This is a genomic window from Jiangella mangrovi (assembly GCF_014204975.1).
GTDB lineage: Bacteria > Actinomycetota > Actinomycetes > Jiangellales > Jiangellaceae > Jiangella > Jiangella mangrovi.
In genome coordinates, this window is the sequence record NZ_JACHMM010000001.1 from 3,474,316 (window position 1) to 3,494,565 (window position 20,250).

At 73.6% G+C, this 20,250-nt stretch carries 19 protein-coding genes; 12 read left to right on the plus strand and 7 right to left on the minus strand.

What is annotated here, in order from left to right; genetic code table 11:
- The first annotated feature begins 14 nt into the window (after positions 1-14).
- From HD601_RS35795 to HD601_RS16075, 3 genes are all read left to right on the plus strand, one after another.
- Entirely contained in the window at positions 15-1,463 is a 1,449-nt protein-coding gene (locus HD601_RS35795; RefSeq protein ID WP_221441031.1) for a sensor histidine kinase, read from the plus strand.
- The gene (locus HD601_RS16070; protein WP_184823450.1) at positions 1,464-2,162 is read left to right on the plus strand and encodes a response regulator transcription factor; all 699 of its coding nucleotides are present in this window, start codon (positions 1,464-1,466) and stop codon (positions 2,160-2,162) included. It abuts the gene before it with no gap.
- A gap of 97 nt (positions 2,163-2,259) precedes the next feature.
- Positions 2,260-2,940, plus strand: coding sequence for a hypothetical protein (locus HD601_RS16075; RefSeq protein WP_184823452.1), 681 nt, complete (start codon positions 2,260-2,262; stop codon positions 2,938-2,940).
- Here HD601_RS16075 and HD601_RS16080 read toward each other — a convergent pair.
- The gene (locus HD601_RS16080) at positions 2,924-4,165 is read right to left on the minus strand and encodes a phosphotransferase (protein ID WP_221441032.1); all 1,242 of its coding nucleotides are present in this window, start codon (positions 4,163-4,165) and stop codon (positions 2,924-2,926) included. The genes HD601_RS16075 and HD601_RS16080 overlap by 17 nt on opposite strands.
- 284 nt (positions 4,166-4,449) lie before the next feature.
- Here HD601_RS16080 and HD601_RS16085 point away from each other — a divergent pair, with 284 nt between their 5' ends.
- Genes HD601_RS16085 through HD601_RS16095 form a run of 3 tightly spaced genes read left to right on the plus strand, consistent with a single transcriptional unit; the run spans position 4,450 to position 7,639 of the window.
- Complete coding sequence (locus tag HD601_RS16085) at positions 4,450-5,799, plus strand: hemolysin family protein (RefSeq protein WP_184823456.1); 1,350 nt, start codon at positions 4,450-4,452, stop codon at positions 5,797-5,799.
- On the plus strand, positions 5,796-6,839 hold the full coding sequence (locus HD601_RS16090) for a CNNM domain-containing protein (protein WP_184823458.1): 1,044 nt from the start codon (positions 5,796-5,798) through the stop codon (positions 6,837-6,839). Before HD601_RS16085 ends, HD601_RS16090 begins: the two co-directional genes overlap by 4 nt.
- Positions 6,836-7,639, plus strand: coding sequence for an SAM hydrolase/SAM-dependent halogenase family protein (locus HD601_RS16095; protein ID WP_184823459.1), 804 nt, complete (start codon positions 6,836-6,838; stop codon positions 7,637-7,639). Before HD601_RS16090 ends, HD601_RS16095 begins: the two co-directional genes overlap by 4 nt.
- Here HD601_RS16095 and HD601_RS16100 read toward each other — a convergent pair.
- Both HD601_RS16100 and HD601_RS16105 read right to left on the minus strand, forming a co-directional pair.
- On the minus strand, positions 7,629-7,937 hold the full coding sequence (locus HD601_RS16100; protein WP_184823461.1) for a hypothetical protein: 309 nt from the start codon (positions 7,935-7,937) through the stop codon (positions 7,629-7,631). The two genes, HD601_RS16095 and HD601_RS16100, sit on opposite strands and share 11 nt — an antisense overlap.
- Positions 7,934-8,518 carry a TetR/AcrR family transcriptional regulator gene (locus HD601_RS16105; protein ID WP_184823462.1) on the minus strand — a complete coding sequence of 195 codons (585 nt, stop codon included), beginning with the start codon at positions 8,516-8,518 and terminating at the stop codon, positions 7,934-7,936. The genes HD601_RS16100 and HD601_RS16105 overlap by 4 nt, the downstream gene beginning before the upstream one ends.
- Before the next feature lie 126 nt (positions 8,519-8,644).
- Here HD601_RS16105 and HD601_RS16110 point away from each other — a divergent pair, with 126 nt between their 5' ends.
- Complete coding sequence (locus HD601_RS16110) at positions 8,645-8,962, plus strand: YciI family protein (protein ID WP_184823464.1); 318 nt, start codon at positions 8,645-8,647, stop codon at positions 8,960-8,962.
- 93 nt (positions 8,963-9,055) lie between these two features.
- A complete protein-coding gene (locus HD601_RS16115) occupies positions 9,056-11,275 on the plus strand; it encodes an MMPL family transporter (protein WP_184823466.1) in 2,220 nt (739 codons plus the stop codon).
- A gap of 59 nt (positions 11,276-11,334) precedes the next feature.
- Here the strand turns inward: HD601_RS16115 and srmL are convergent, their stop codons facing one another.
- From srmL to HD601_RS16130, 3 genes are all read right to left on the minus strand, one after another.
- Entirely contained in the window at positions 11,335-12,480 is a 1,146-nt protein-coding gene (gene srmL, locus HD601_RS16120; RefSeq protein ID WP_184823468.1) for a PheS-related mystery ligase SrmL, read from the minus strand.
- Positions 12,481-12,629: 149 nt separating this feature from the next.
- Positions 12,630-13,082: an SRPBCC family protein gene (locus HD601_RS16125; protein WP_184823470.1), complete on the minus strand. Its 453-nt coding sequence runs from the start codon at positions 13,080-13,082 to the stop codon at positions 12,630-12,632.
- 52 nt (positions 13,083-13,134) lie between these two features.
- Positions 13,135-15,222 carry a glycogen debranching N-terminal domain-containing protein gene (locus HD601_RS16130; RefSeq protein ID WP_184823472.1) on the minus strand — a complete coding sequence of 696 codons (2,088 nt, stop codon included), beginning with the start codon at positions 15,220-15,222 and terminating at the stop codon, positions 13,135-13,137.
- 131 nt (positions 15,223-15,353) lie between these two features.
- Between HD601_RS16130 and HD601_RS16135 the strand changes: the two genes are divergently transcribed.
- Genes HD601_RS16135 through HD601_RS16150 form a run of 4 tightly spaced genes read left to right on the plus strand, consistent with a single transcriptional unit; the run spans position 15,354 to position 19,708 of the window.
- Positions 15,354-16,409, plus strand: a complete 1,056-nt coding sequence (locus HD601_RS16135) for a LacI family DNA-binding transcriptional regulator (protein WP_184823474.1) — start codon at positions 15,354-15,356, stop codon at positions 16,407-16,409.
- 2 nt (positions 16,410-16,411) lie between these two features.
- A complete protein-coding gene (locus tag HD601_RS16140) occupies positions 16,412-17,692 on the plus strand; it encodes a sugar ABC transporter substrate-binding protein (RefSeq protein WP_184823476.1) in 1,281 nt (426 codons plus the stop codon).
- 1 nt (position 17,693) lies between these two features.
- Entirely contained in the window at positions 17,694-18,770 is a 1,077-nt protein-coding gene (locus HD601_RS16145; RefSeq protein WP_221441033.1) for an ABC transporter permease subunit, read from the plus strand.
- A complete protein-coding gene (locus tag HD601_RS16150) occupies positions 18,767-19,708 on the plus strand; it encodes a carbohydrate ABC transporter permease (protein ID WP_184823478.1) in 942 nt (313 codons plus the stop codon). The genes HD601_RS16145 and HD601_RS16150 overlap by 4 nt, the downstream gene beginning before the upstream one ends.
- 4 nt (positions 19,709-19,712) lie before the next feature.
- On the opposite strand, the gene HD601_RS16155 is transcribed toward HD601_RS16150, so the two are convergent.
- Entirely contained in the window at positions 19,713-20,237 is a 525-nt protein-coding gene (locus HD601_RS16155) for an AAA family ATPase (RefSeq protein ID WP_184823479.1), read from the minus strand.
- Positions 20,238-20,250: the final 13 nt, after the last annotated feature.

Genomic DNA, 20,250 nt, shown 5'->3' on the forward strand with positions numbered 1-20,250 from the left:
ATGCGGCCGGCGGTGTGCGCGTACGGGTGGCGGTGCGCACCCGTGTGCTCGCCGCGGTCCTGGGCGTCGCCGCCATCGGCATGCTGGTGGCCGGCGTGACGTCGTTCCTCGTGCAGCGCGAGCGGGTCGACGCGCGCATCGACGACAACCTCGCGCAGGAGGTCGACGAGCTGCGAGAGTTCGCCGAGGACGGCATCGACCCCGACACCGGTGGCGACTTCACCACCGTCGACCGCTTCCTCGAGGTCGTCCTGGAGCGCAACGTGCCGGACCGCGACGAAGGGCTGCTCGCGTTCGTCGACGGCGACATCGCGTGGGCGCCCGCCAGCGGCGTCAACGTCCGGCTCGAGGAGGACCCCGAGTTCGTGGCGCTCGTCGCCGACCAGGGCGGCACCACCCGGGTGCGGCCGCGCTCGGTCGAGACCGACACGCTCGGCCAGCTGCGCTACGTGACGGTGCCGGTCACCGTCCCCGCCGACGATCGGCAGGGCCTCTACGTCATCGCCTACGCGCGCGAGATGGAACAGGCCGAGGTCGTCGACGCGTACCAGACGTTCGCGATCGTGGCCGTGGCGTCGCTGGCCATGGTCGGCGCCGTCGGCTGGCTCGTTGCCGGACGGCTGCTGCGGCCCATCCGCCTGCTGCGCGACACCGCCCAGCAGATCAGCGACACCGACCTGTCCGGGCGCATCGCCGTCACCGGCACCGACGACATCTCCGCGCTTGCACGCACGTTCAACGACATGCTCGATCGGCTCGAGGTCGCCTTCGCCGGGCAGCGCGACGCCCTCGACGACGCCGGCCACGAGATGCGCACCCCGATCACGATCATCCGCGGCCACCTCGAGCTCATGGAGTCCGGCGACCCCGCCGACGTCGAGGAGGTCCGCGCCCTGGTCCTCGACGAGCTCGACCGCATGCACCGCATGGTCGACGACCTCGTCATGCTGGCGAAGGCCAAGCGGCCCGACTTCGTCCGGCCGCGCCCCGTCGAGCTCGACCGGCTGGTCGACGAGGTGCTCGACAAGGCGCGCGCCCTCGACGACCGGCAGTGGCGGGTCGACGCCCGGGTGTCGGCGACCGTCGACCTCGACCCGCAGCGGATCACCCAGGCGCTGCTGCAACTGATCGCCAACGCGGTGAAGTTCACCGAGCCCGGCGACACCATCGCCGTCGGCTGCCAGATCGCCGGCAGCGAGGTGCGTCTCTGGGTTCGCGACACCGGCATCGGCATCGCTGCCGACGACCTCGAGCGGATCTTCGACCGGTTCGCCCGCGCCGACGTCGGCCGCGGCATCGAGGGCTCCGGGCTGGGCCTGGCCATCGTCAGCGCGATCGCCGAGGCGCACCGCGGCACCGTCACCGTCGACAGCCGGCCCGGCGCCGGCGCGGTGTTCACCATCGCGCTGCCGCTGGTCGGCTCCGAGGTGACCGAGGACGAACTCGTGGAGGAGGAGGCGTAGATGAGCAGGATCCTGATCGCCGAAGACGAACCCCGCATCGCGGCGTTCATCGAGAAGGGGTTGCGCGCGGCGGGCATGACGCCGACGGTGGTCGGCGACGGCCGCGGCGCCTTCGACTACGCCATGACCGGCGGGTTCGACCTCGTCATCCTCGACATCGGGCTGCCGATCATCGACGGGTTCTCGGTCCTGCGGCAGCTGCGCGAGGCCCGCAACGAGCTGCCGGTGATCATCCTGACCGCGCGCGACTCCATCACCGACACCGTCGCCGGGCTCGAGGGCGGCGCCGACGACTACATGGCCAAGCCGTTCCGGTTCGAGGAGTTGCTCGCCCGGATCCGGCTGCGGCTGCGCGAGGACCGCGCGCCGGAGGCCATGGTCCTGCACCACGGCGGGCTCTCGCTGGACCTGCGCACCCGGCGGGCCACGGTCGACGGGCGGACGGTGGAGCTGTCGGCGCGCGAGTTCTCCCTCGCCGAGACGTTCCTGCGCCACCCCGGCCAGGTGCTCAGCCGCGAGCAGCTGCTGAGCCGGGTCTGGGGCTACGACTTCGACCCCGGCTCCAACGTCGTCGACGTCTACGTCCGCTACCTGCGGCGCAAGCTCGGCAACGAGAGGTTCATGACGGTGCGCGGCATCGGCTACCGCCTCGTCGGCCCGGACACCGCCGACGACGTCGCCCCCACCGCCGCCCCCTGAGGCCGGCGGCCCCCGTCCGGGTGCGCAAAGAGACCGGCGGGCGCTCCTGGGGGGAGGGGGAGCGCCCACCGGTCTCGGGGTGGGGACGGAGCGGTCCTTGCGTCAGTCGGCGGACGAGGCGCTGCCGCCCGACGAGGCGCTGGTGGCGCTGGCGGCCGACGCGGGGCTGGCGGGGCTGACAGCGCTAGCCGCAGAGGCGGGGGCGGCCGGGGAGTTCGCGGAGTTGCCCGAGCTCGCCGAGTTGCCGGAGTCGGCCGGGGCGGGGGCGGCCGGCGCGGGCGCCGGAGCCGGCTCGGCGGGGGAGCTGGCGCTGTTCGTCGAGTTGGCCGAGGCCGGGCTCGCCGGGCTGGCGGCGGTCACGGGGCTGGCCGGGCTGGCGGGTGAGCTCGCGGTCGCCGGCGACGCCGCGGTGGTGGCCGAGGCCGGGCTCGCGGGGGAGTTCGCCGAGGCCGGGCCGCCGGCCGGGGAGCTGGCCGAGTCCGCCGAGTTGGCGGAGACCGCCGACCGAGCCGAGTTGGCGGAGTCGGCCGGGGCCGGCTTCGAGGAGTCCGACGGCGCGTCGACCACTCCGGCCGGCGACTGCGCCCCGTTGAGGACGGGAGCGGCCACGGCGGTGCCGACGCCGATGCCCAGTGCCGCCATCGTCCCGACTGCGAGCCACGTCTTCTTCTGGAGCTTCATCGTTTCCTCCTGGGAACCAGACGCCGGGACCTCCCGGCGTCGTGCTGACTCCTCTAGATTCGCCAAGCCTCGTGAATCCATCAGGAGAGCCGGATGAGAGGGCTCTCAGCGCGCCCGGCGCCGGCCGAGGCGGCGGCCTCGAGCCAGCGTTCGACCAGGTCGACGCGGTCGGTGGTGGCCTTCTCCCAGCCCGGGTCCTGGGCTCGGTAGGGCCCGGTAGCCAGCGACAACGCGACGCCGGCGGCTCGCAGCCGTAGCTCGGCCGGGTCGACGCGGCGGTCCAGGACGGGCAGCCAGTCGGTCAGCGCGGCGTGCGCCCCCGCGGCCGCGGGGAAGCCGCCGGTGGCGAGGACGGAGAGGTGCGCGAGCAGGCAGCCGAGGTCGTCGGCGCGCCGGCCCGGGCCCATGGTGTCGATGTCGAGGAGCCCGCTGACGGCGCCGTGCTCGACCAAGAGCTGGGCGTCGTAGAAGTCACCGTGCGTGGGCTCGTCGCCGGAGCCCTCGTAACGCGCGAGCTCGGCGGCGATGTCGCCGGCCAGGGCCCGCGCCCTGACCCCGAGCGACGGCGCCGCCGCGGCGACGACCCCCGCGTAGTGCTCCGCGTGCGCCGACCACGGCCGCCGCCGGGGCAGCTCCGCCAGCTCGGGCGGCAGCCGGTCCAGCAGGGTCACCAGCTCGGCGGGGTCGTGCAGCGCCGTCGTGCCGGACTCCAGGGCCGTCCGCAGTGGTGTCCCGCGCAGCGGCGCGAGCACGATGATGCCGTCGTCGCTCCAGCCGAGGCTGCGCGGCACGGCTACGCCGGCCGCCGTCAGCACGCGGTGGCGGCTGTCGACGTCGCGGACCTGCGTCGGGCGGAGGATCTTGATGAACAGCCGCTGGCGCTCGGTGACGACCTCGACGACGGCGCGCTTGCGCGGCCGGTACGAGACCACCCGCAGCTGGACGCCGTCGGGCGGCAGGCCCAGTCCGCGCAGCACGTCGGCGACGGACGACGGGAAGCAGGCGGCCGCGAGGCCCGGCAGCTCGGGGTCGAACGGGAAGCGCCACACCTGGATGAAGCGGTCGCCGTCGGTGACGACGAGCCCGTCCTCGGGGCGCCGGCGGGACACCGTCGCCGCGAACGTCTCCTCGCGTTCCTCGTCGGCCCACGCGACGCGGACCACGTAGGACGCCGTCGTGCGGTCGCCGGGACGGTGGTCGACGTCGCGCAGCGACCAGCCGCGCAGCGTCCCGCCGGCCGGGGTCAGCGCGGCGCCGAGGATGTCGGGGACGGAGGGGCCGGTGAGGAGCGCGAGGTCGGGGTCGGCAGTCGGTCCGGGCACGCCGCCACGCTTCCCCAGAGCGATGAGCCGCCGATGAGGCGCGGATGAGACCGTTCTCATCCGCGCCGGCGCCACCGCGACACGCCGCCCGAGCAGAACGGCCCGACCGCCGCCGCGCGTTGTCACCCACCCGCCGCTAAGCTGGTGCTTCACGTTCGTATCGGGGCCGCGTCCATCGGCGCGTGCCCCACCCCGAAGGGAGCTGTGTCCGCCGTGCCGACGGACGCGTCAAGTCGCGTACGCCCATCTCGCCGCCACCGTGACGCCGGGCCGGGAGCCGGCCGATGACCGCCGCGGTGGCGATTCTCGCGGTCTTCGTCCTGACGTTCGGGACCGCCTATTTCGTCGCGCAGGAGTTCGCCTACGTCTCCGCCGACCGGGTCGAGCTCGCCCGTCGGGCCGGCGCCGGCGACAAGCGGGCCGCCTCGGCCATCCGGGTCATGGAGCGCCTGTCCTTCATGCTGTCGGCCGCGCAGGTCGGCATCACCGTCACCGGTCTCATCGTCGGCCTCATCGCCGAACCGGCGTTCTCACAGGTCATCAGGCCGATCCTGGACGCCGTCGGGCTGCCTGAGAGTGCGGTGCCGGGCGTCTCGGTCGCCGTCGGCTTCGCGCTGGCGACCATCATCCAGATGGTTCTCGGCGAGCTGTTCCCGAAGAACCTCGCCCTGGCCACGCCCGAGCGGCTGGCCGTGCTGCTGGCGCCGTCGACGCACGTCTACCTCGCGTTCAGCGGCCCGGTGGTGCGGCTGTTCGACAACTCCGCCGCCTGGCTGCTGCGCCGGGTAGGCATCGAGCCGGTCGAGGAGCTGCACCACGGCGCCACGCTCGAGGAGCTGGGCCACGTCATCGGCGAGTCCGAGGCGGGCGGCTCGCTGTCGTCGCAGCTCTCCGGCATCCTCGGCCGCGCGCTGAGCTTCTCCGAGCACACCGCCGGCGAGGCCATGGTGCCGCGGCCCGACGTCCGGAGCGTCAGCTCCGAGGACACCGCGGCCACCGTCATCGAGCTGATCACGGCGCACGGCCACTCGAACTACCCGGTCCGCGGCAACGAGACCGACGACGTCACCGGCGTGGTCGGCGTGCGCGAGCTCATGTACGTCGCCCCCGAGGCCGTCGACACCACGCTGGTCGGCGACATCGCCCGGCCGCCGCTGCTGGTGCCCGACAGCCTTCCGCTGCCAGCGCTGGTCGAGCGCATGCAGGACGCCGGCGACGAGTTCGCCTGCGTGGTCGACGAGTACGGCGGCCTGGCCGGCATCGTCACGCTCGAGGACGTCTCCGAGGAGCTGTTCGGCGACATCACCGACGAGACCGACGAGCAGGCGGTCGGGGTGACCCGCGACGGCGAGTGGTGGCAGCTCGACGCCGGGCTGCGGGTCGACGAGGCCGCTGACCAGACCGGCCTGCCGCTGCACGAGTCCGACGACTACGACACCGTCGCCGGCCTGATCGTCGCCGAGCTGGGCCGCTTCGCCGAGCCCGGCGACCGCCTGGTCGTCGGCGACGTCACCAACGACCGCGACCAGGTCGAGATCGAGGTCGTGACGGTGGCCAGGCACGTGCCGGAGCTGGTGCGGCTGCGCGGGCTCGGCCGGGTCCGCACCGGTGACAGCGCGGAGGCCGCCTCGTGAGCCCCGTCGTCGCCATCCTCGTCACCACCGGCCTGCTGATCGCCAGTGGGTTCTTCGTCGCCGCCGAGTTCGCGCTGGTCGGCGCCCGCCGGCACCGCATCGAGCAGGCCGTCGACGCCGGCAAGCGCGGCGCCAAGGCGGCGCTGTCGGGCATCCGCGAGCTCTCGCTCATGCTGGCCGGCGCGCAGCTCGGCATCACCATGGTGGTCGTCGGCCTCGGCATGGTGTCCGAGCCGGCCTTCCACCACATCATCGAGCGGCCGCTGCACGCCCTGGGCATGCCCGACGGCACCGCCGACGTCGTCGCGCTGGTCATCGCGCTCACCGGCGTGACGTTCCTGCACGTCGTCGTCGGCGAGATGGCGCCGAAGTCGTGGGCCATCGCGCACCCCGAGCAGTCGGCCATGATCCTCGCGCCGGCGTTCCGGGCCTACGCGTTCGCCGTCCGCTGGCTGCTGGTGCTGCTCAACGGCATCACCAACGTGCTGCTCCGGCTGGTCCGGGTGCGCCCGCGCGACGAGATCGTCACCATCCGCAACCGTGAGCAGCTGCACCAGCTGGTCCGCGAGTCCAACCGGCTCGGCCTCATCGCCGACGACGACTACGGCCTGCTCGAGCGCGCCCTGGTGGCGCCGGAGCAGCAGGTGCGCACGGTCATGGTGCCGGCCGAGCGGATCGTCTCGGTGCCGGCCGGCGCCGGGCCGCAGGACGTCATCGAGGTCGGCCGCGCCAGCGAGCGCACCCGGCTCGTGGTCCGCGACGCCGCCGGGACCGCGGTCGGCGCGGTGCACGTGCGCGGCGCGCTGATCGCCCGGGGCTCGGTCGCCCGGAACGGCGACGGCGGCAACGGCACGCCGTGGACGGCGGGCGGCGCGGCGCTGCCCGTCCCGCTGATCCCCGACGGCGCCGACCTCGCCGGGGCGGCCGAGGTGCTGCGCGGCGCCCGGTCGCAGCTGGGCATCGTGGTCGACGGCGACGGCGCCGAGGTCGGCCTGGTCGCCATGGACGACGTCGTGACGGCGGTGCTGGTCAACCGATGACGCCGTCGTTCATCGCGTTCCTCACCGACTACGGGCTGGCCGACGGGTACGTCGCGGCCTGTCACGGCGTCATCGCGCGCATCGCGCCGTCGGCCCGGGTCATCGACGTCACGCACGACGTCCCCGCGCAGGACGTTCGGCACGGCGCCGTCGTGCTCGCCGACACGCTGCCGTACCTGCCGCCGTCGGTGCTGCTCGGCGTCGTCGACCCCGAGGTGGGCACCGAACGCCGCGCCGTCGCCGTCGTCGCCGGTGAGTTCGTGCTGGTCGGGCCCGACAACGGGCTGCTGCTCTGGGCCGCCGACGCCGCGGGCGGGGCGAGCCGGGCGGTCGAGCTGACGGCGGCGGAGTACCGGCTCACCACCGGCGCGACGACGTTCGACGGGCGCGACGTGTTCGCGCCGGCGGCCGCGCACCTGGCCGCGGGGCTGGACGTCGGCGCGCTGGGACCGTCGGTCGACCCGGCGTCGCTGGTCCGGCTCGCGGACCCGTGGCTGCGGGTCGGCGCCGAGTCCGTCGAGGCCGAGGTGCACGTCGTCGACCGCTTCGGCAACGCCGCGCTGGCGGCCGGGGCGGCCGAGCTCGCGGCGGCCGGGCTGGACGAGCACGCGCGGCTGCGGGTCACCGTCGGCGACCGGTCGTCGTACGTGCCGCTGGCGTCGTCGTACGCGGCCGTGCCCGAGGGCGAGCCGGTCCTGATCGTCGACTCCGCCGGCCGGCTGGCGCTCGCGGTCAACCGCGGCAGCGCGGCGGCGGACCTGCGGCTGCGGGTGGGCGAGCGGGTGACCGTCAGCTCGTAGCGGTGCGGCGCCGGTTCCACGGGTCGGCCTGCCAAGCGCGGGCGTGGATGAGCCCGACCGTCAGGACTCCCAGCGCCGCCGCCGCCCAGCCCGGCCACGGGTGGCTCGAGACGTCGGCGAAGTACCAGGCCAGCGCGGCGATCACCAGCCCGGTCCAGCCGACGAGCACGTTGACGACGGCGCCCTCGCCGAACGGGCTCGGGTTGGTGGTGCGCCCGGTGCTGCCCTCCATGTAGTAGGGCAGCCCGTTGCCGGCGAAGAAGCCCGCGACGAACGCGAGCAGGACAGTGAGGATCATGGCGTGGCTCCACGGACGAGGGGAAGGATGACGGCATCGGCCAGCCGGTCGAGGAAGGCGTCGTCGAGCGGCTCGCCGGTGACGAACAGGCGCGAGAAGAGCAGGGCCGAGGCGACCTCGGCGACGAGGTCGTGGTCGGGGTCGCCGGCGATCTCGCCCCGCCGGGCTGCGCGGTGCAGCGCAGGGGCGAACGCGTCGCGCTTGACCCCGATGAGCCGGACCCGGACCGTCGTCGCGAGAGCGGGGTCGTCGCGCATGGCCGTCAGCAGGCCGAGCACCACCGCGGCGCTCTGGCCGGTCAGCCGGTCGCGCATGGCCGTGAGCAGTACCAGCAGGTCGGCTCGGAGCGCGCCGGTGTCCGGCGGCGCCAAGCTGTCGCCGTCGCTGGTCGTCTGCCGTTCGATCGCGGCGACGACCAGGTCGGCCTTCCCGGCCCAGCGGCGGTAGATGGTCGCCTTGCTCGCCTTCGCCCGGGCGGCGACGGCGTCCATGGTGAGCGAGCCGTAGCCGATCTCGGCGAGCAGTTCGACGGTCGCCCGGAGGACCGCGTCCTCACGCAGCTCACCGCGGGTGGGGGACATCGTGCTCCTCACAAAGTGAACGAAACGGTTTCGTACACTTTAGATCACCGGCTCGCCGATGTCGAGATCCCGCCGCCGGCTCCGACGTCACCGGTGAGAGCAGCAGCCGAACCGGAGGCGAACCCGATGAAGTACCTGATCCTGGTCTACCGCGATCCGCCCACGGCCGGACCCGGCCACGAGGCCCTGCAGCGCGAGCTGGCCGGCGGCGGCGAGCTGATCGTCGCCGAGGCGCTGGCCGACCCGTCGCTGACGAAGCGGCTGCACGACGGCGTGGTCGCCGACGGCCCGCTGCGCGACGACGGCGAGCACCTCACCTCGTTCTACCTGGTCGAATGCGAGACGATCGACTGCGCGCTCGGGCACGCCCGGCAGCTCCCGGTCGCCGCGGGCGGCCGGGTTGAGGTGCGTCCGGCGCTCTGCTGCGGCGGCCTGGAGATGTGAGCTGGGTCGCGTTCCCGGCACCGGTGTCACATCGGGCAGACCTTCTGTGTCTCGTGGGCGGAAACCGACGAGACCACATGAGGTGGATGCACGATGGCGAGAAGACTGGCGGGGTTCGTGACGCGCCGGGGACGGGCCGTGCTCGTGGTGGCGCTGCTGCTGGCGCTGCTCGGCGGCGCGACGAGCATGTCGCTGTTCGGCAAGCTGTCGGCCGGCGGCTTCGACGACCCGGGCTCGGAGTCCGGGCGGGCCGCCGACCTGCTCGAGGACACGTTCGGCCAGTCGCCGCCCAACCTGGCGCTGCTGGTGACCGCGCCGGACCGGGTCGATTCGGCAGCCTCGACGACGGCCGGGACCCGGCTGACGGAGGGATTGGCCGGCGAGGACGGCGTCCGCGACGTCGTCTCGTACTGGACGTCCGGGCAGCCGCAGCTGCGCAGTGCCGGCGGCGACCGCGCGCTCGTGCTGGCGACCATCACCGGCGACGAGACCGAGGTCAACGAGCGGGTCGGCGAGCTGGCGTCCGAGTACGGTGGGGCGCTCGCCGACGGCGTCGACGTCCAGGTGGGCGGGTACGCCGCGTTCTCGCACGAGCTGACCGAGCAGAGCGAGAAGGACGTCGTCACCGGCGAGATGATCGTCTTCCCGGTGACGCTGATCGCGCTGGTCCTGGTCTTCGGCGGGTTCGTCGCGGCGCTGCTGCCGCTGGCGGTCGCCGCCGCGACGTCGCTGCTCGGCATGGGCCTGCTGTGGGTGCTGGCCGACGTCACCGAGCTGTCGGTGTTCGCGGCGAACGTGGTGACGTTGGCCGGCCTGGGCCTGGCGATCGACTACAGCCTGCTCATGGTGAACCGGTACCGCGAGGAGCTGGCCGGCGGCCGCACGGTGCCGGACGCGATCCGCGCCACGCTGACCTCGGCCGGGCGGACCATCGTGTTCGCGTCGCTGACGGTGTGCATCGCGCTGGCCACGCTGATCCTCGTGCCGCTGCCGGCGATCCGGTCCATCGGGTACGCGGGGGTGCTGACGGCACTGCTGGCGGCGTCGGCGTCGCTGATCGTGCTGTCGGCGCTGTTCGCGGTGCTCGGGAGGCGGGTGGGGACGCCCCGGCTGCGCCGCCGCCGGAACGCGGTTGCCGGCGACGGTGTGGAGAACGGGTTCTGGCACCGGCTGGCGACGTTCGTGATGCGCCGGCCGCTGCCGATCGCGACGGTGGTCACGGCGGTCCTGCTGCTGCTCGGCGCGCCGTTCCTGGGCATGAAGCTCGGCTACCTCGACGAGCGGGTCATGCCGGACTCCTCGGAGGCCCGCCAGGTCGCGACGACGATCCGCGAGGAGTTCGCGACCGGCGAGCAGGACGCGCTGCAGGTCGTGATCCCCGCGGGAGGTGACGCCGACGCCGTCGGCGACTATGCGCAGGGACTGTCCGGGCTGGACCACGTCGCCCGGGTCGATACCGTCACCGGCAGCTATGCCGGCGGCGCGGCGGTCGCGGCCGCCGGGCCGGCCCATGAACGATTCGCCGCCGACGACGCCGTCTACCTGTCGGTCGTGCCGGAGGCCGAGACCGTCGAACTGACCCGCGAGCTCGTCGGCGCCGTCCGCGCCGTCGACGCGCCGTTCGAGACGCTCGTCGGTGGCACCGCCGCGATGGCCGAGGACGCCGACCGGTCGCTGCTCGACGTGCTGCCGTGGGCGCTCGGCGCGGTCGGGCTGGCGATGGTCGTGCTGCTGTTCCTGCTGACCGGGAGTGTGCTGCTGCCGTTCCTCGCGCTGGTCCTCAGCACGCTCAGCCTGTCGGCGACGTTCGGCGCGATGGTCTGGATCTTCCAGGACGGCAACCTCTCCGGCCTGTTCGACTTCACCGTCACGGGCACGACGATCTCGACGGTGCCGGTCATGCTGTTCGCGCTGGCGTTCGGCCTGGCCATGGACTACCAGGTCTTCATGCTGTCCCGGATCCGCGAGGAGTACGACCGCGGGGCGGCGCCGACGGCGGCGGTCGCTCTGGGGCTCGAGAAGGTCGGCCGCATCGTGACGGCCGCGGCCGTCCTCATCTCGATCGTTTTCCTCGCCTTCCTCGTCTCCGACATCACGCTGATGAAGGCCTTCGGGGTCGGGCTGCCGCTGGCGGTCCTGATCGACGCGACCCTCATCCGTGGTGCCCTGTTGCCGGCGACGATGCGGCTCCTCGGCCGAGCGACGTGGTGGGCGCCGGCGTGGCTGCGGCGGGTGCACGCCCGGTTCGGCCTGCGCGAGTTCTCGGCCGCGGAAGGCGCCGCGGAGGCCGCACCCGTCTACGTCGGGCGCTGAGTGGATGGCGGGTGGTGTGGTGGCGCCATGGCCCCACCACACCACCCGCCATCGCGCGGCTACCTCGTGAGGGCGGCGGCGACGCGGTCGCGGAGGGTGTTCGCCTCCTCGCTGGTGAGGGTCCGGTCGACCGGGCGCAGGACCAGCCGGAGCAGCACGTTCTCCTGGCCGGGCCGTATGCCCAGCCGCGCCCGCGCCGCCGCCGGCAGCTCGTCGTAGGGGGTCGTCGACAGGACGGTGACCTCCTCGACGAGGTCGGCGTCGGGGCCGAGCGCCTCGCGGACACGGTCGCCGAGGACCTCGGCGTCGGAGCCGGCGGGGACGGCGGCGGAGATGTCGCGGCGGGCGGGCGGCAGGTCGGACACCGGCTGGTACGGCGTGAGCCCGGTGAGCTGCGACGCGACCCGCGGGTCGGCCGAGCGGAGCAGCCGGATGTCCGGGATGCCGGAGCGCAGCATCAGCACCCGGTCCAGGCCCATCCCCAGCGCCAGTCCGGACCACGACGACGGCGACAGCCCGGCGGCCGCCAGCACCTCGGGCGCCGCCAGCCCGCACTCGGCGATCTCGACCGGGTGGCCGTCGTGGATGGCCTCGACCTCGCGGCCGCCGGTCGTGTACGGGTGCGTCGTCGCCGTCCAGCGCCAGTGCGCCCCCGGCAGGACGGCGCCGACGAGCGTCGTCACGAGCGCGTGCAGGTCGTCGTGGTCGAGCCGGCGCCCGCCGCGGCGCAGCAGCCAGAGGTCGAGCTGGTGCGGCGTGCCGGTGTGCAGGCGGTCGATGGAGTCGCGGCGGTGGCAGATGCCCGGCAGCACCAGCAGCACATCCCGCGACGGCGACCCGTGCGGGCCCGACGGAGACGACGCCAGCGCCCGCAGCGCCGGCGGCACCCCCGCCGAGGTATGGCTGCGCAGCATCGTGGTGTCGCTGACGTAGCGGGTGTAGCGGAGGTCGCGCGAGACGGCGTCGGGCCGGTAGCCGAGGCGGTCGTAGTTGTCCTCGACGGCGACGACGGGGCGCGAGCGGAGCACCCGCACGTCGGCGTCCCATCGCGTGCCGAGCGCGTCGGCGGCGGACGAGACGAGGACCTGTAGGGCGTGCGGGCCCTGCGCGGGATCGGTGAGGTCGCGCAACGAGAGCGCGTCGACCAGGGCGGACAACGACAGCGGCTGCGGCCGGCTGTCGGCGTCGATGAGGGGAGCGGTCATGACCAGGCCTTTCACGGGGCAGCGGGAAGCGGGACGGATGCTCCCCCGGCCGGTCGTCCGCGAAGGGTCAGGCGTGCGTACCCTCCGGGCGGCGGACGTTCGCCGACCGGGGGCCGCTAAACCAGCGCTGACCTGGCATGTCTACGAGGTTATCCGATGGCGAGGTGATCGGCCAGGCGCGAGAGGCTGTCGTGCCAGGCCTTGAGGTGGTCGTCGCGTTGTTCCTCGGTCGGGTTGTGGCTGTGTGTCACGACGACCTCGGTGCCACCCTCGTCCGACGGCGACAGGCGGACGGCGACGCGGCTCGCGGGTGCGCTGTCGCCGTCCCAGGACCAGATGTAGGTGACCAGTCGCGGCTTGCGGACCTCGCCGAAGATGCCGCGGATCGCGACGTTGTGTCCGGTGGCCAGGCCGGCGGTGCGGAACGCGAAGCGGCCGCCGGCTCTGGGGTCGGTCTCGTAGATGGCCGCGAACGCCGCCGGCCAGAACCAGCCGGCGAGCCCGCGGGGCTCGGTGAACATCGGGAACACGTCGGCAGGGTCGGCGTCGACCACCACCGAGACGACGGCAGTGGAGGCGTCTGGCAGGGATGACTCGACCATGGTTGCGAACTTTATGGCATTTTCATACGTCCTGACGAGAGCCAGTTCACGCTCATTCCGGGGTGTCGACGACCACCGGGGCGGAGGTGTGGACCTCGGCGCGGCCCGCGGCGTCGACGGCGATGGTGAGCGGGCGGCCGGCCACCCGCAGGCCCTCGACCCGCAGCGGGAACCAGTCGGCGAACGCGGCGTGCGGGGCGACCCGCAGCGTGCCCGCCGGGACGTCCGCCGTCAGGCCCAGCGCCGCCTGCAGCAGCGCCACCACCGTCGCCGCCGACCACGCCTGCGGACGGCAGGCGGCCGGGTAGGCGAGCACGGGCTCGCCGGCCCGGGCGTCGGTGCCGGCGAACAGCTCCGGCAGCCGGTAGGCGAAGTCGGGCGCGACCCGCAGCAGTCCGCCGGCCAGCGACGCCGCGACGTCGGCGAATCCGTCGGCGGCCAGCCCGCGCACGGCGATGGCGGTGTCGTGCGGCCAGATGCTGCCCGCGTGGTAGCCGAGCGGGTTGAACCCGGCGGCGTCGGCGCTCATGGTGCGCAGACCGTAGCCGGCGTCGAGGTCGGGGCGGCCGAGCCGGTCGGCGACGACGGCGGCCTCGTCGGGCCGCAGCAGCCCGGTGCCGAGCAGGTGGCCGAGGTTGGAGGTGACGGTGCCGACCGGCCGCTTGGCGCCGTCGAGGGCGATGGCGGGGAACCGGCCCTTCTCGTCGGACACCCAGTAGGTGGCGGCGAAGCGCTCGCGCAGCGCGGCGGCCCACTCGCGCAACGCACCCGAGCTCGAGCGGCCGGAACCCCTGCCGAACGCGTCGAGCAGTGCCGCCCCCGCCAGCGCGGCCTCGTGCGCGTAGGCCTGCGCCTCACTCAGCGCGATGGGCGGCTCGGCGATGGTGCCGTCGGGGTACTGGATGGAGTCGCCGGAGTCCTTCCAGCCCTGGTTGGCCAGGCCGCGGCCGCTGGTGTCGACGTACTCGAGGAAGCCGTCGCCGTCGGGGTCGGCCTCCTCCGTCAGCCAGTGCAGCGCCCCCTCGAGCGGCTCGAGCAGCTCGGCGACGTCGGCGGCCGGGAGCCCCCAGCGCCAGGCGTCGTGCAGCAGGCAGATCCACAGGGCGGTGGCGTCGACGGTGCCGAAGTAGACCGGCGGCAGCCAGGACCCGGCCGCCGGGATGCGCACCTCGTGCAGGATCTTGCCCGGCGCCTCGGCGGTGTCGGGGTCGTGCCGGCGCCCCTGGCGGCGGGCCAGCGTGCGCAGCGTCCCGCGGGCCAGGCCGGTGCCCAGCGGCAGCGTGAACCGCGCGGCCCAGAGGGAGTCGCGGCCGAAGAGCGTGAAGAACCATGGGCTGCCGGCGGCGAGGAAGGTGTCGGACGGCTCGAGCGGGTCGGACAGCGCCAGCGCCGCGAGGTCGTCGACGCTGCGCTCGGTCAGTCGGGCGAGGTCGGACCGCCCGGCGACGGCGACGGCGTCCCAGCCCGCGCCGTCGGCCGGGCCGAACGCGTTGGCCGGGGGACCGCCGGTGAAGGCGGCCGCCACCTCGACGTCGGCGGTCCACGACGTCCGGGGCGGTAGCTCGACCGGCCAGCTGAGCACGGCGCCGCCTTCGTGGGCATCGACGACGGCGTTCGCTGCGGTGACGGTGACGATGAGGTCGCCGTCGGACCAGCCCACCGTTCCGGGAGAGGAGAGAGTCGACGGGGCCCTCCCGCCGCGCTGGGCGCCGTCGTGCTTGATGGCCTCGGCGGTGGCGAAGTCGGCCGCGACGTGCGCGCGGACGGTGGCCGTGATGGGCTCGCGCGCGTTGTTGACCAGCTCGAGCCGCTCGGCGACGCCGTCGGGCCGGGCGAAGCGCTGCCGTTCGAGCCGCACCGTGGGGTCGGCGCCGGGGTCGCCGAGGTGGCGGACCAGGCCGGTGAAGTGCGCGTGCCCGGCGCCGCGCAGGCCGTGGCCCGCGGGTGCCGGCTCGTGGCCGTCGACGTCGACCCGCAGCTCGGAGACGATGCGGCGGTCGTGGGCGAGCACGCCCTGGGCGCCGGCGGGGCGGATCTGGCCGTCGGCACCGGACAGCGCCACCGTCGGCGCCTTGAGGCAGCTGACGAGGTCGTGCAGGAACGGCTGGGGCACCGGACCGGGGGCGGGCGGAACGGTCACCAGCGTGATCCTTTCGAGACTTGACAGAACAGTCGTGGCGCTCTTAACTCTGAACCAGATCCCATTTTGAACGATCAAAAGCAACGCTATCAACCCAATTTTGATCGTTCAACACGTCAAGGAGGACGCGGATGGCGACACCGGAGAGCGGTGCCACGCTCGAGAGCGTCGCCACGGTCGCCGGGGTCTCCCGGCAGACCGTCTCCAACGTCCTCAACGCGCCCGAGCGGGTCGCGCCCGAGACCCGGCAGCGGGTCGAGGACGCCATCCGCGAGCTGCGCTACCGGCCCAACCGGTCCGCCCGGTCGCTGCGCACGCGCATCAGCCGCCTCGTCGGCTACTGCGTCCAGCCCACCCCGGCCGGCAACCTCAACCCCGTCCTCGACCGGTTCGTCCACGCGGTCACCGAGTCCGCCGCCGAGCACGGCTTCCACGTCCTGCTCTTCACCGCACCGGCCGGCACCGCGGGCCTCGACCGCTACGCCGAGCTGCTCGCCCAGCGCGCCGTCGACGGGTTCGTCCTCGCCGACACCGTCGTGGCCGACCCGCGGCCGGGCTGGCTCACCGAGCAGGGCGTGCCGTTCGTCGCGTTCGGGCGCAGCTGGTCCGGCCCCGACATCGGCCGCTGGGTCGACGTCGACGGCGCGGCCGGCATGACCGAGGCGGTCGAGCACCTGCACGCGCTCGGGCACCGCCGCATCGCGTTCATCGGCTGGCCCGAGGGCTCCGGCGTCGGCGACGACCGCGTCGCCGGCTACACCGCCGCCTGCCTGCGGCTCGGCCTCGATCCCCGCGTCGTCCGGGCCGAGGGCGGCGCCGAGACCGGCCGGGCCCTGGCGGGCGCCCTGCTCGACGGAGACGGCGCTCAAGAGCCGCCCACCGCGCTCGTCTGCGTCAGCGACGAGTCCGCCTACGGCGCGCTCCGAGCGCTCGCCGACCGCGGCCTGCGCCCGGGCGAAGACGTCGCCGTCGTCGGCTTCGACGACACCCCCGCCGCCCGGCTGCCCGGCGTCGACCTCACCAGCCTGTCCCAGCCCATCGAGCAGATCGGGCGCGAGTCCGTCCTGATGCTGCTCGGCCTGCTCGGTGTCGTGGAGACCCCGCCCGGCCCCGAGCACCGCCTGCTGCGCCCGTCGCTCGTCGTCAGGGCCAGCTCCCGTCCCGCCGTTCCCCCCACGGAGGCCTGATCATGCGACAGTTCGCCCGCACCCCACTCGCGGTGGCCACGGCAGTGGCGGCCGCCACCCTGCTGGCCGCCTGCGGCAGCGGCTTCGACGACAGCGACGACGGCGGCGGCGGCGAGCCGTCCGAGGCGAGCGGAGGCGATACCGGCGAACCCGCGTCGCTCACCGTCATGATCGGCTCGTCCGGCGAGGCCGAGACGGTCGCCGTCCAGGAGGCCACCACCCGCTGGGCCGAGGAGACCGGGAACGAGGTCGAGGTGATCCCCGCCCAGGACCTCGTGCAGCAGCTGCAGCAGGGGCTCGCCGGCGGCAACCCGCCGGACCTCTTCTACGTCAGCCCCGACCGCTTCCGCATGCTCGCCGAGGGCGGCTCGCTCTACCCGTACGGCGACCAGATCGAGGACGCCGACGACATCTACCAGTCGCTGCGCGACGCGTTCACCTACGAGGGCGAGCTGTACTGCGCGCCCAAGGACGGCGGCGTGCACGCGCTGGTCATCGACACGGCGGCGTGGACGGCGGCCGGGCTGACCGAGGCCGACTACCCGCAGGACTGGGACCAGCTCGCCACCGCGGCGCAGGCGCTGACCGCCGACGGCCGCGTCGGGCTGGCCTTCACCGGCGACTACAACCCCGTCGGCACGTTCATGCTGGCCGGCGGCGGGTTCTTCGTGAACGACGACCAGACCGAGGTCACCGCCGACACCCCGGAGAACCTGGCGACGCTGCAGTACCTCCAGCAGAACATGGACGCTGGCTCGTTCGCGTTCGCGCCGAACATCGACGCGGCGTGGGGCGGCGAGGCGCTGGGCAGCGGCAAGTCGGCCATGACCATCGAGGGCGCCTGGATCGTCGGCGCGCTGCAGAACGACTTCCCGGACCGCCAGTGGACCGCCGTGCCGATGCCGGCCGGACCGGGCGGGCAGGGGTCGACGGCGTTCACCAACTGCTGGGGGATCGCCCAGGACAGCGAGAACCAGGCCGCCGCCGTCGACCTCGTGAACTTCCTCATCGCGCCCGAGGAGCAGCAGGCCTTCGCCGAGGCGTTCGGGCCGATCCCGTCGCGGGCCAGCCTCGCCGACTGGAACGCCGAGACGTTCCCCGAGAAGGCGGCGTTCGCCGAGGGCATGGACAGCGCCCGCAGCCAGGTCGCGGTGCCGGGCTTCGAGTCGGTCCTGGCCGACTTCAACACCCAGCTCGAGGGCATGGCCGCCGGCACGGTCACACCGGAGCAGGCGCTGCAGGCACTGCAGACCAACGGCGAAGCCGTCCTCGCGCAGGAGTGATGTGACCGCGACGGTCACCCGGGACACGTCGGCGGGCCGGACCCGGCCGGTCCGCCGACGCCCCGTCTCCGGACATCGGCTGCAGGAGCGCCGGGCCGGCTGGCTGTTCGTCGCGCCGGCCGTGGTCGTGCTGGTGGTGTTCCTGTTCGCGCCGATGATCATGGCGGCGTGGGTCAGCCTGCTGGACTGGAACGGGCAGTCCAGCCCGTTCTCCGGCGAGGCGGAGTTCGTCGGGCTGTCCAATTACCAGAACCTGCTGGCCGAGGCCGGGCTGCTGCGGGGCGACTTCATGCTGAGCGTGCGCAACACGCTCTACTACGTGCTGTTCAACGTCACCGGCGTGGTCGTGCTGTCGTTCGTGCTGGCGCTGGCCGTGAACTCCTACGTGCTGCGCGGCCGGTCGTTCTTCCGGACGATCCTCTACTTCCCGGCCATCACGTCGTCGGTCGCGATCAGCGTGCTCTTCCTCTTCCTGTTCCAGGGCGCCGGCGTGGTGAACGTCGTGCTGTCGTGGGTGGGGGTCGACGGGCCGACGTGGTTCACCGACCCGCGCGGCGTGCTGCACCTCGCGCTGTCGTGGTTCGGGGTGGACGGCGCGCCAGGGGCGCTGGCCGACACGACGGTGGGCGGGCTGAGCCTGTGGAACTGGCTGTCCGGGCCGTCAGTGGCGATGTGCACGCTGATCATGCTCACCATCTGGACCACGTCGGGCACGTACATGCTGTTCTTCCTGGTCGGCCTGCAGGACGTCCCGGTCGAGCTGGAGGAGGCGGCCGCCATCGACGGCGCGAGCGCCTGGCAGCGGTTCCGGTACCTGACGCTGCCGCTGATGCGCCGGCACATCACGCTGGTGATCACGCTGGCGCTGATCGGCAGCTGGCAGGTGTTCGACCAGGTGTTCATCCTGTCGCAGGGCGGGCCGGCCAAGACCACGCTGACGCCCGCCTACATCTCCTACGTGCGCAGCTTCGGCGACGGCCAGTTCGGGGTCGGCGCGGCGGTCGCGTTCGTGCTGTTCGCGATCATCATCGTGCTCACGCTGATCCAGCGGTGGGTGGGACGGGAGCGGCGGGCATGAGCGGCGTGCTGGATCGACGACGGCGTCAGCGTGCGGCCCCGCGGTCGGCGCGGGCAGCCGTCCCCGTCGTGCTGACCGACCGGTACTCCCCGGTGTCGCGCAAGGTGCTGGTGCGCGTGATCGGCTACGGGCTGCTGGCGCTCGGGACGATCCTGTACCTCGGCCCGTTCCTGGTGCAGTTGGCGACATCGTTCAAGACCGACGCCGACGCCGTCGCCAACCCCGTCGCGCTGTGGCCGTCGCCGGTCTCGACGGCGGCGTGGGCGGTCGTGGCGGGCGACAACCCGGCGTACTCCGTGCCGGTGTTCCGCTGGCTGGGCAACTCGTTCTTCGTCACGGTCTCGGTGACGCTGGGGCGGCTGATCATCGACAGCCTCTGCGGCTACGCGCTGGCCCGGCTGCGCTTCCGCGGCCGCGCCGTCGTGTTCGCCGGGGTGGTCGCCGTGCTGGCCGTGCCCGGCGTCGTGCTGCTGATCCCGAAGTTCCTGGTCCTCAACGAGCTGGGCATGTTCGACAGCTACGCCGGCATGATCCTGCCGCTGTTCTGCGACGCCGTCGGGATCCTGCTGATGAAGACGGCGTTCGAGGCGGTCCCGACTGAGCTCGACGAGGCCGCGCGCATCGACGGCGCGGGCGTGTTCCGGACGTTCTGGAGCGTGATCCTGCCGCTGGTCCGCCCGGCGCTGGTGACGGTGACGATCCTGTCCTTCCAGGGGTCGTGGAACGAGTTCACCCACTTCCTGGTGGCGACGTCGGACCCCGACCTCGCGACGCTGAACCTCGGCATCGCCCGGCTCACGGCCGGTGACCTGCAGGGGTCGCAGCAGTTCCCGCTGAAGCTGGCGCTGGCGACGCTCTCGACCATCCCGATCGCGATCGTCTACGTCTTCTTCTCGCGGTACTTCATGCGCTCCGGCAACGCCACCGGCCTGAAGTGACGTCTCAAGCGACGGAGCTGGTTGCGGCGCCGGCGAGGATCGCGTCGACCGTCTGCTCCGGCGTCAGGTCCGACGTGTCCAGCCACAGCCCGAGCCGGGGCGTCTCCTCGCGCAGCGACGTGTCGAGGTCGGCCACCGTCCAGGCGCCGTAGCCCGTCTTGCCCCGTCCCGCCTCGCGCGCGGCGACGGCGTCGGGCCGCGGCGCCAGGACGACGACGTGCAGCGGCCGGGTGCGGACCATCGCGACGTAGTCGGCCAGGACCGGCCCGAGGACGACGTCCTGCACGACGGCGGTGAACCCGGCCGCGGCGTACTCGTCGGCGACGCCCGCCGCGATGCGGTAGCGCAGCCGCAGCTGGGCCATGCCCTCGTCGCTGCCGGGGACCGGCTCGGCGCGGCCGGACACGATGGCCTTGCGGAACGTGTCGCCGCGCACGTGCGCCGCCTTCGGCAGCCGCTCGGCCAGGGCCTGGGCGACGGTGGACTTGCCGGCCGCCATGATGCCGGTGATGAGGTAGACGCTGGACACGGGCGGCCACTCT

What these genes read in the sequence shown, in the direction of transcription:
- HD601_RS16110 (WP_184823464.1), top strand. Translation starts at nt 8,645, where the DNA reads ATGAAGTACCTGATCCTGGTCTACCGCGATCCGCCCACGGCCGGACCC.
- HD601_RS16135 (WP_184823474.1), top strand. Translation starts at nt 15,354, where the DNA reads ATGGCGACACCGGAGAGCGGTGCCACGCTCGAGAGCGTCGCCACGGTC.
- HD601_RS16140 (WP_184823476.1), top strand. Translation starts at nt 16,412, where the DNA reads ATGCGACAGTTCGCCCGCACCCCACTCGCGGTGGCCACGGCAGTGGCG.
- HD601_RS16105 (WP_184823462.1), bottom strand. Translation starts at nt 8,518, where the DNA reads ATGTCCCCCACCCGCGGTGAGCTGCGTGAGGACGCGGTCCTCCGGGCG.
- HD601_RS16095 (WP_184823459.1), top strand. Translation starts at nt 6,836, where the DNA reads ATGACGCCGTCGTTCATCGCGTTCCTCACCGACTACGGGCTGGCCGAC.
- HD601_RS16115 (WP_184823466.1), top strand. Translation starts at nt 9,056, where the DNA reads ATGGCGAGAAGACTGGCGGGGTTCGTGACGCGCCGGGGACGGGCCGTG.
- HD601_RS16125 (WP_184823470.1), bottom strand. Translation starts at nt 13,082, where the DNA reads ATGGTCGAGTCATCCCTGCCAGACGCCTCCACTGCCGTCGTCTCGGTG.
- HD601_RS16085 (WP_184823456.1), top strand. Translation starts at nt 4,450, where the DNA reads ATGACCGCCGCGGTGGCGATTCTCGCGGTCTTCGTCCTGACGTTCGGG.
- HD601_RS16150 (WP_184823478.1), top strand. Translation starts at nt 18,767, where the DNA reads ATGAGCGGCGTGCTGGATCGACGACGGCGTCAGCGTGCGGCCCCGCGG.
- HD601_RS16100 (WP_184823461.1), bottom strand. Translation starts at nt 7,937, where the DNA reads ATGATCCTCACTGTCCTGCTCGCGTTCGTCGCGGGCTTCTTCGCCGGC.
- HD601_RS16070 (WP_184823450.1), top strand. Translation starts at nt 1,464, where the DNA reads ATGAGCAGGATCCTGATCGCCGAAGACGAACCCCGCATCGCGGCGTTC.
- srmL (WP_184823468.1), bottom strand. Translation starts at nt 12,480, where the DNA reads ATGACCGCTCCCCTCATCGACGCCGACAGCCGGCCGCAGCCGCTGTCG.